The organism is Mammaliicoccus fleurettii (assembly GCF_003970575.1).
GTDB classification, from domain to species: Bacteria; Bacillota; Bacilli; order Staphylococcales; family Staphylococcaceae; genus Mammaliicoccus; species Mammaliicoccus fleurettii.
Window position 1 is genome coordinate 1 of the sequence record NZ_RXWZ01000118.1, and the last position, 9173, is coordinate 9173.

Annotated in this window: 8 protein-coding genes; all 8 read left to right on the plus strand. The window is 32.5% G+C overall.

The window, feature by feature from the left end:
* The first annotated feature begins 76 nt into the window (after window positions 1–76).
* Window positions 77–1504 (plus strand): DUF6038 family protein, encoded by a 1428-nt coding sequence (locus CD129_RS09055; RefSeq protein WP_115336948.1) that lies wholly within the window; start codon window positions 77–79, stop codon window positions 1502–1504.
* 125 nt (window positions 1505–1629) lie between these two features.
* Window positions 1630–3420 carry a cassette chromosome replicative helicase gene (gene cch1, locus CD129_RS09060; RefSeq protein ID WP_115336947.1) on the plus strand — a complete coding sequence of 597 codons (1791 nt, stop codon included), beginning with the start codon at window positions 1630–1632 and terminating at the stop codon, window positions 3418–3420.
* A gap of 499 nt (window positions 3421–3919) precedes the next feature.
* Window positions 3920–5269, plus strand: coding sequence for a cassette chromosome recombinase CcrA (gene ccrA / locus CD129_RS09070; protein WP_115336946.1), 1350 nt, complete (start codon window positions 3920–3922; stop codon window positions 5267–5269).
* A 20-nt stretch (window positions 5270–5289) separates the two neighbouring features.
* Entirely contained in the window at window positions 5290–6918 is a 1629-nt protein-coding gene (gene ccrB, locus CD129_RS09075) for a cassette chromosome recombinase CcrB (protein ID WP_115336945.1), read from the plus strand.
* 474 nt (window positions 6919–7392) lie between these two features.
* Entirely contained in the window at window positions 7393–7731 is a 339-nt protein-coding gene (locus tag CD129_RS09080) for an SAUGI family uracil-DNA glycosylase inhibitor (protein ID WP_115336944.1), read from the plus strand.
* Window positions 7732–7826: 95 nt separating this feature from the next.
* On the plus strand, window positions 7827–8138 hold the full coding sequence (locus CD129_RS09085) for a DUF960 family protein (RefSeq protein WP_115336943.1): 312 nt from the start codon (window positions 7827–7829) through the stop codon (window positions 8136–8138).
* Between the two features lie 13 nt (window positions 8139–8151).
* Window positions 8152–8655, plus strand: coding sequence for a DUF1643 domain-containing protein (locus tag CD129_RS09090; RefSeq protein ID WP_115336942.1), 504 nt, complete (start codon window positions 8152–8154; stop codon window positions 8653–8655).
* 105 nt (window positions 8656–8760) lie between these two features.
* Window positions 8761–9173, plus strand: a 413-nt coding sequence (locus tag CD129_RS09095; protein WP_256681908.1) for a DNA adenine methylase, incomplete at its 3' end; no start/stop codon positions are given.

A 9173-nucleotide genomic window follows, 5' to 3' on the forward strand; every position in this document is an offset into this window, starting at 1 on the left:
CATTAGTATTGATTCTAGTTTATAATATATTTAAAGTAAATATAACCAGAAAAGACGGTTTGAAAGGACTATCACTTTGAATTTTGAAAATTACAAATATTTTACAGGAAAAGATTTAATGAAAGAATGTAACTTAAGTGAAAAAATGTTTAAGAATAGTATGGATAAGCTCGAACGAGTTTATAAGTTAGATATCACTAGATACAAATCCAATCCATCAGCAACCAATAGCGGTTACAGTTTTAACTTATTTGAATTAGAATTATTTAAAATTTTGCTAAATAATATTGAGGACTTTCCTGTTCCAACATCTGCTAAAAAATTTGATGACATAGATTTAAGAGAGGAAGCATTAAAGAAAAATAATAGTCAATTTATTAGCTATATTACTAATATCAGCGATTCAATTGATAATATTAAAAATGATGCATTAAAAGCGCAAATTTATGCATCTGAAAACTATTCTTTTACTTTAGAATGGCTTAGTGCTCAGTCAAAGTGTAATGATGCATTGTCTTCATTTTTTAATTATACAAATTCTCTAGATTTAGATAAGAGTTCAAAATTATATAGAAAATTAGCACATAGAATTGACGAGTTACTGTTTGAAACATTAATGGAAGATAATATGACATTTGATAATGACTTCAATTTCAAGCAATTATATAAAGCTCATCAATATAATAAAGAAAACAATCCCGAAAATTTTATTATATACAACCAAGTAGAACCTGATGATTCCAAGTATTCAAATGTAAATCATGAAGTAGCTAGATATATATCAAATGAGCCAACTATAGATGAGTATAGTGAACGTACTGATAACAAATTATTAGATTTTTTCATTATTGATATATTAAACAAACTCTACCTTCCAAGTTTGAATAAAAGAATCAATCATAAAATTGTGACTGATGATATACAAACTGATGAATCGAAAATCCGTGAAAAATTAAGAAAAAAAGAAATTGTAAAATATCCATTCAATGTTAATGGATACTTTCTCGGTATTGAAAATGACTTATTTTCTAACTATCAAAGAATTATTAATACTATAAATCAATATAAAAACAGTACTTTTGATTTACAAAATTTTGAATCACGTCTAGACAATATAATAAATAGCTCCAAGCCATTAATATCAAACGATAAGTTTCTCAATATTTATAAAGAATTTTATTTGTCATTATCTAAATTTTCTAACCTATTTTATACTAATCGCCAATCTTATATTGATGATGGTATGAGTCCAAATCAAGTAGAGAGCTTCTTAAATGACTTGTATCGAATTCATCTTTTATTAGATAAATATTCATTTAATGAAGATATTGAGCCACTTTCAAAAATAAACATTACCGAATTAACGAACGCTTTCCACTTATTTGAAGAAATAAAATCTACTCAAATTAAAGACGAAATCGTCAGTAAACAAGTCAATGATTTATCTAGTTGGTCTATCGCAAAAACTCTAAGTGAAACCTTAGACAATTTAAAATTTGAATAGCACTACCAAAGGAGGTCGTCCATTTTTTTTGTTTATGGACGACCTCCTTATTTGCGTTTAATTCTCCTTTAATATGTATTTAGCAACACAAATTTAATGCTTATATAGCAAAGGAGAGATTTATTATGACTAACAACATATTCAAGCAATATCCATATTTTTTAAATTCAAATGGCTTTTATGAAGTGATTCCACCTAAAAGTAACAATGATGTAGAAAAAATTATTCAATTGTCTAGTCCCATCATTATTGAAAATAAATTTCTCGACCCGTCTACAGGGGTTGAGAAATTGGTTATTACAGACGGAAAAAATACTGAACGTATTGAAGCATCAGATATCTTAACATCTTTCAAGCTACCTGGATTGATTAAGTACGGCTTCAACATCAATGAACGGTACATTAAATCATTAAGCTATGCGTTACAATCGATGCGCCAGTCACTTCCATTATCTAAATTATATACCGGCGTAGGTGTATTACAGTCTGATGATGAAGGTATGGTCATTTCATTGGATAAACCATACTTTTCAAAAGAAATAGAGCAATCTCAAGCTAATGAAATCATTTGTGAAACACACTATGATTTACAACCAAAAGGTACTTTCAAAGGCTGGTGGGAGATGTACTTAAAACAAGTTAAAGGGAACTTACTACTAGAACTTGCAGTAGTATTTGCTGCTTCTTCATTAGTTACGGCTTTCCTAAAAACAAGACATGAGGTCGAGTTTGCGGGAACCATATTCTCATTTATGGGAAATTCAAGCACAGGTAAATCGACTGCAGCTGCTTTAGCTGTTTCAATAGCCGGCAACCCTACTAAAGGTAGTAATACTCTGTTTAGATCATGGAATGGTACTAGAAACGCGCTTGAAGGATATTTAAGTAGTAACTTTGGTGTGCCTATCGTATTAGATGAATTGTCAGCTGCAACCTTCAAAGACACTACTGGATTGTTGTACAGTTTGGCAGAGGGACAAGGCCGACAACGCTCTAATATTGATGGTAATGTCAAAGCACTCAAAAATTGGGGCACCACAGTGATAAGTACGGCAGAACACAGTATTTTAAATAATAGTGCACGTAATGATGGTTTGAACGTCCGTACGATTGAAATATCTGAAGCCTTTACAACAAGCGCTGACAATGCAGATGCAATTAAAAGGGCTACATCGGTCAATTATGGACATATCATGCCATTAGTAGCTGAATATCTTTTAAAACGTGAAGACGAAGTAATTAAATGGTTTCAAGCGGAACATGATTGGTTCAAAAACCAACTAAAAAATGAAACGAGTAATACTGGTATTCGTATGTTCAAACGCTATGCAGTGATTACGACATCTGCTCGTATATTCGAACGTGTTATTGCTATACCTATCGATATGGATGCAGTAAGAGAATACTTGGTTAGTTATCATTTGGAGTCAGTTTCAGAACGCTCACTAGCAGAGAAAGCTATCGAAATCATTGTTCAGTTTGTAGCTCAAAATCGTGGCAAATTCTCTGAAGATAGCAAACTCTCAACAATGATAGAAAATTATGGACTTATTGAACTTAAAAAAGACCATATTCAAGTTAAAATGCTTACCAATGTATTCAAAAATATGTTGGACGAAAATCATTTTCAAGATGTAAACACAGTTATAGATGCTTTACGCGATAAAGATTATATCCAATCTGACCGCAACCGTAAAACTACAAAACGTAGTGTCCCAGATTCTAATGGCAAAAAGAAGACTATTGTCTTTTACCATCTTAAGCTAGATATGACTTATGCTTCAATGTTTGGTTTGAGTTCTAAAACAGAACCTAGCATACCACCACCATTCGTTGATAATACAAATAAAAATTTGCTAGAAGATTTTGTAACGAAAGCTAAACAATCCGAAGCAAATGACGATTTAGGATTATAAAATATCGCTATAACACCCTAAAGGCTGTTGTAGCTTACTTAATCAAATACTTGGAGGAAATTAAAATGAATACTAAATTCAAATTAACACAATACACATTATGCTCTTTGGTCGAATTAGAGAATCAACAATTAGTCGTAAATTATATTGATCATGACTATGATATAGAATCCTATACGTTAACTGAGACACAACGTAAACTCTTGATACTTTATAAATTGCACCCTGAATTTATGAATGAGGTAGCTCTCACTAATTTCTTTGTGAAAAGTACAAGAGACGACAGAATGACTGTTTATCATATTATCAAATCCTTAAATATTTTATAGAATCGGAGGTCTTTTCATTGGACGAATTAATCACATTACTCGTTGATTTAGTGATTGAAGAAATCAATCACTCTGATGACTAATAATAACGCCCAACACCTCACTGGTGTTGGGCTTATATATAAATTCGTTCATAAATATATATTATCAATTTGGAAGGAGGAAACAGGATGAAACAAGCAATAGGTTATCTACGTCAAAGTACACTCAAACAACAATCACTCTCAGCCCAGAAACAAACCATCAAGGCATTAGCCGAAAAGCATAATATTCAACACATTACCTTTTATAGCGATAAGCAATCAGGACGCACTGATAAGCGGAATGGTTACCAACAAATTACTGAACTGATTCAACAGGGACAATGTGACGTATTATGTTGTTATCGTCTGAATCGACTTCATCGTAATTTGAAAAATGCGCTAAAATTAATTAAATTATGCCAGCAGTACAATGTAGATATCTTGAGTGTTAACGATGGCTATTTTGACTTAAACAAATCATTTGATCGTCTAAAACTCAATATCTTCATTTCATTAGCTGAACTTGAGTCAAATAATATTGGTGAACAAGTAAGCAACGGGATAAAAGAAAAAGCACGTCAAGGTAAACTGATTACCACACATGCACCTTTTGGATATCATTATTATAAAGGCACATTTGTAATCAACCCAGTAGAAGCACAAACGGTGACTGCAGTATTCAAATACTATCTTCAAGGGTATGGTTACAAAAAGATTGCACAATATTTGGAAAAAGATAATAAGTTAATCAACCGAAAACCATATCAAGTACGTAACATTATTATGAACCCTAATTACTGTAGTCGCGTTATCAATCAATATGGACAATATGACAACATGTTTCCACCTATTATTTCTATCAGTAGCTATGAACAAGCGCAGATTTTACGGTCTGAAAAACATGTCAAACGAACACCTTCAGCTAATCAACTGAAACAAAAAATCAAATGTCCATGCTGTGGCGCCATACTTACAAATATGACAATTAGAAGAAAGCAACATAATACATTACGTTATTATGTCTGTCCTCGAAATATGAATGAATCTCGTTTTGTCTGTGACTTTAAAGGGATTAACGCTAAAGATATAGAAACAAGTGTTTTAAAAACATGTCAACACTTCTTTCAAGACCAACAGGTCTATTCCAAAATAAATGATGCCATTCAACAACACATCCAAAAACAAAACACACTGGAAACTAAGCGCACGTATACCCAAGCACAACTCATCAATAAGTTAGCCAAAGGAACGATAGATGCAGAAACATTCAAAACAGAAATACAAACCTTACACCAACAAAATACGCTAACATCTATCAATTCTAAGCGTATCCAAAGCGCATTTCATAATGTGATACAAAAACGTTTCACGTTAAACATGTTATATCCCTTTATCGATGTCATTCATATTACTAAAAACAAAGCCCTTGTTGGTATCTATTTCAAAAATGAGCCACTAAACATTGTTAATCAAACCAGGCAATCATCAATTGCCTAAATAAGAAAGGATGAAAAAATATGCAACAACTTAAACAAAAACGTGTCGGTATCTATGTCCGTGTATCAACAGAAATGCAAAGTACTGAAGGATATAGTATCGATGGACAAATCAATCAAATTCGAGAATATTGTGATTTCAATAACTTTGTTGTTGTAGATGTATACGCGGATAGAGGTATCTCTGGAAAATCTATGAACCGACCAGCACTACAACGTTTGTTAGAAGATGCGAACGAAGGTCAGATCGATTCTGTTATGGTCTACAAAACAAACCGACTAGCACGTAACACTTCTGACTTACTCAAAATTGTTGAAGACCTTCATCGTCAAAATGTCGAATTCTTCAGCTTATCTGAGCGTATGGAAGTTAATACAAGCAGTGGTAAACTGATGCTACAAATTCTAGCTTCCTTTTCGGAATTCGAAAGAAATAATATTGTCGAGAACGTATTCATGGGCCAAACCCGACGCGCTCAAGAAGGCTATTATCAAGGTAATTTGCCATTAGGCTATGAGAAAATACCAGATAATAAGCATGAACTCATGATTAATCAACATGAAGCCAATATCGTTAAATACATCTTTGAATCATATGCTAAAGGCCATGGATATCGTAGAATTGCCAATGCTCTCAACTATAAAGGTTATGTCACTAAAAAAGGTAAACCATTCAGTATTGGTTCAGTGACCTATATCTTATCTAATCCATTCTATATTGGTAAAATTCAATTTGCCAAATACAAAGATTGGAATGAAAAACGTCGTAAGGGATTAAATGATAATCCAGTAATTGCTAATGGAAAGCACTCCCCTATCATTAGTCAAGAGCTGTGGGATAAAGTACAAGCTCGTAAGAAGCAAGTCAGCAAAAAACCACAAGTTCATGGTAAAGGGACAAATATTTTAACTGGGTTAATTTCGTGTCCAAAATGTTCTGCTTCTATGTCTGCGAGCACGACAACCAATACACTTAAAGATGGTACAAAAAAGCGAATACGCTATTATTCCTGTAGTAATTTTCGCAACAAAGGATCGAAAGTGTGTTCTGCCAATAGTGTTAGAGCTGATGTCATAGAAAAATATGTTATGGATCAAATACTCGAAATTGTCAAAAGCGATAAAGTTCTCAAGCAAGTTGTCGAACGCGTCAATCAAGAGAATCATATAGATGTAGCAGCACTTAACCATGATATTGCTTATAAACAACAACAATTTGATGAAGTCCATGCGAAACTAGACAACTTGATTAAAACAATCGAAGACAATCCAGACTTAACATCTGCACTCAAACCAACCATTCATCAATATGAAACACAACTCAATGACATTACAAATCAAATGAATCAACTCAAGCACCAACAAAATCAAGAAAAACCCTCTTACGATACTAAACAAATATCTGTTATATTACGTCGTATATTTCAAAATATAGAGACTATGGACAAAGCTCAGCTCAAAGCATTATATCTTACAGTCATTGACCGTATTGATATTCGTAAAGACGGTAATCATAAAAAACAGTTCTACGTTACACTCAAACTCAATAATGAAATTATTAAACAACTTTTCAATGATACCCCACTCGACGAAGTGCTCCTCAGCACTTCGTCTTTATTTTTGCCTCAAACGCTCTTTCTTCAAATCTAATACAAATGTACTGTCCTTTCGTCATTCAATAACACTCATCTAACAAATATATTCAACACGCTAACAAATCATGGCTCAATGTGAAGCTTATATTGATATGACGAAAGAACATCCCAAAACAAAATATAAGTGGGATAGTAACGGGATTGGCTAACTTCATGTAAGAGAAGGATTACGCAAGCGTAATCCCAAAATCCCATTATTATTTATAAATAAATAATATAAAAAGAAAAAAGTAAATCATAACCACACCTATTAATCCAAATGATATATAAATATATAGCTATATTTCCCGAGAAATGAGCGGGATAACGGGATTTCCTTGTCATATCAACAATTGTGACGACTTTCTATTGGAATCTTTTCTGTATTTCAGTGGGATTTCTAGGCGAAACAAATGGTATTTCAAACTTATATTATCAAAATGATGTATCACATGCATACATCCATCAAACACATTAGGAGGTCATAATGATGACACTAGAACAACAACTCAAGCACTATATAACCAACTTATTCAAACTGCCAAAAGATGAAAAGTGGGAATCTGAATCTATCGAGGAAATCGCTGATCATATCTTACCTGACCAATATGTAAGGCTTGGGCCACTCAGTAATAAAATACTTCAAACCTACACCTACTACTCTGATACACTTCACGAAAGTAATATCTACCCTTTCATTCTCTACTATCAGAAACAGCTCATAGCCATTGGTTATATTGATGAAAACCACGATATGGATTTCTTATACCTACACAACACCATCATGCCCCTTTTGGATGAACGATACTTACTAACAGGAGGACAATAAAATGCATAAATATATCAAACTAACACAATTAGTCATAACTATCCTAAGCGAAATCATTACATGGATGAAAGAATCAGAACGAAAGGAGATATCTTATGAATAGATATATCACTCGTGGTATTGCCAATAGCTTACCTATCACCTTACAAAAACAATTGTGGCAACTCGTAGCACGACGAGAACAAACACAATCAAAAGGCAAGGAATCATTGGATTATTTTCATATATTCCAATTCAATATGCACAATAACCAACTATATATCAAACACAAACAAGAACGGCCTGAGTATGTCAAAACACATAAGGCAAATGTCAAACAGTCTATCGATATCAATAAGGTCTACATTATAAGAGAAGATGACGTAGACCTTTCTTATTACATTATGTTATTACCAAATGAATATTAAGGAGATAAAATCAATGGAAAATATCACAAATACACTTGTCACTACTGCAATTTTTGACGAAAAGAGAACTCACCGCTACTTACTAACAAAGACATGGGACGATAGCAAGAAGACTGCTACAGTCATCACAATGTATCCAAACTACGATGGCATTATAAATATCGATCTCACTACACAACTCATTATCAATCAACTATCACAACAAGATATTGGTACAGTGCACTTCGTTAATCTTTATTCAAATATCACTACACCTAAAAACTTAAAGCATTCGAAGGATGCTTACGATAAACACAGTGACATTCATATTATGAAGGCTGCTTCAGATAGTGATGCAGTGATACTAGCTTGGGGATCATATGCCAAAAAGCCGAACGTCCAGGCTAGGGTTGGACAAGTATATGAATTACTTAAAGAACATAAGAAGAAAATTAAGAAGCTCATCAATCCAAAAACTAACGATATTATGCATCCATTAAATCCTCAAGCAAGACAAAAATGGATTCTAAAAGGTTAGTAATTGAAAAATGCTAACTTTTCCTTTTTATAAAGTAAGAATATGTTCTAGCAAAGTTACTTTATGATATAATATAAAATCGAGTTAATAATATATAAAACTGAGGTGAGACCTATTAAACCAATAATAAAATACCCTGGTGGTAAAAGCGCAGAGTTAAAAATAATTAAAAAATATCAACCAAAAATTATTGACAATTATATTGAACCATTTGTTGGGGGAGGAGCTGTTTTCTTCGACACACTTCCGAAGAACAAATCATTCATTAACGATAGCTCAAAAGAACTTATGCTTTATTATAAAGCAATTAAAAATAACGATGAAAAATTCATAACATTTTTAGAAAAAATAAACAATATTTGGATGGAAACACGAAACATAATTATTGATAACAAGGGCAGCTTAATAAATAAATTTTATAATAATACAAATGAAGAAATTACAAACTTTATTTGTGATTCACTTATAATTACTAATGTTTCTTTTGCTAATTTCAATGAAGAGTACGATAATATTCT

Bases quoted from the DNA above. Each gene is read 5' to 3' on its own strand.
- cch1 (WP_115336947.1), top strand. From the start codon at position 1,630: ATGACTAACAACATATTCAAGCAATATCCATATTTTTTAAATTCAAAT.
- ccrA (WP_115336946.1), top strand. From the start codon at position 3,920: ATGAAACAAGCAATAGGTTATCTACGTCAAAGTACACTCAAACAACAA.
- ccrB (WP_115336945.1), top strand. From the start codon at position 5,290: ATGCAACAACTTAAACAAAAACGTGTCGGTATCTATGTCCGTGTATCA.
- CD129_RS09080 (WP_115336944.1), top strand. From the start codon at position 7,393: ATGACACTAGAACAACAACTCAAGCACTATATAACCAACTTATTCAAA.
- CD129_RS09085 (WP_115336943.1), top strand. From the start codon at position 7,827: ATGAATAGATATATCACTCGTGGTATTGCCAATAGCTTACCTATCACC.
- CD129_RS09090 (WP_115336942.1), top strand. From the start codon at position 8,152: ATGGAAAATATCACAAATACACTTGTCACTACTGCAATTTTTGACGAA.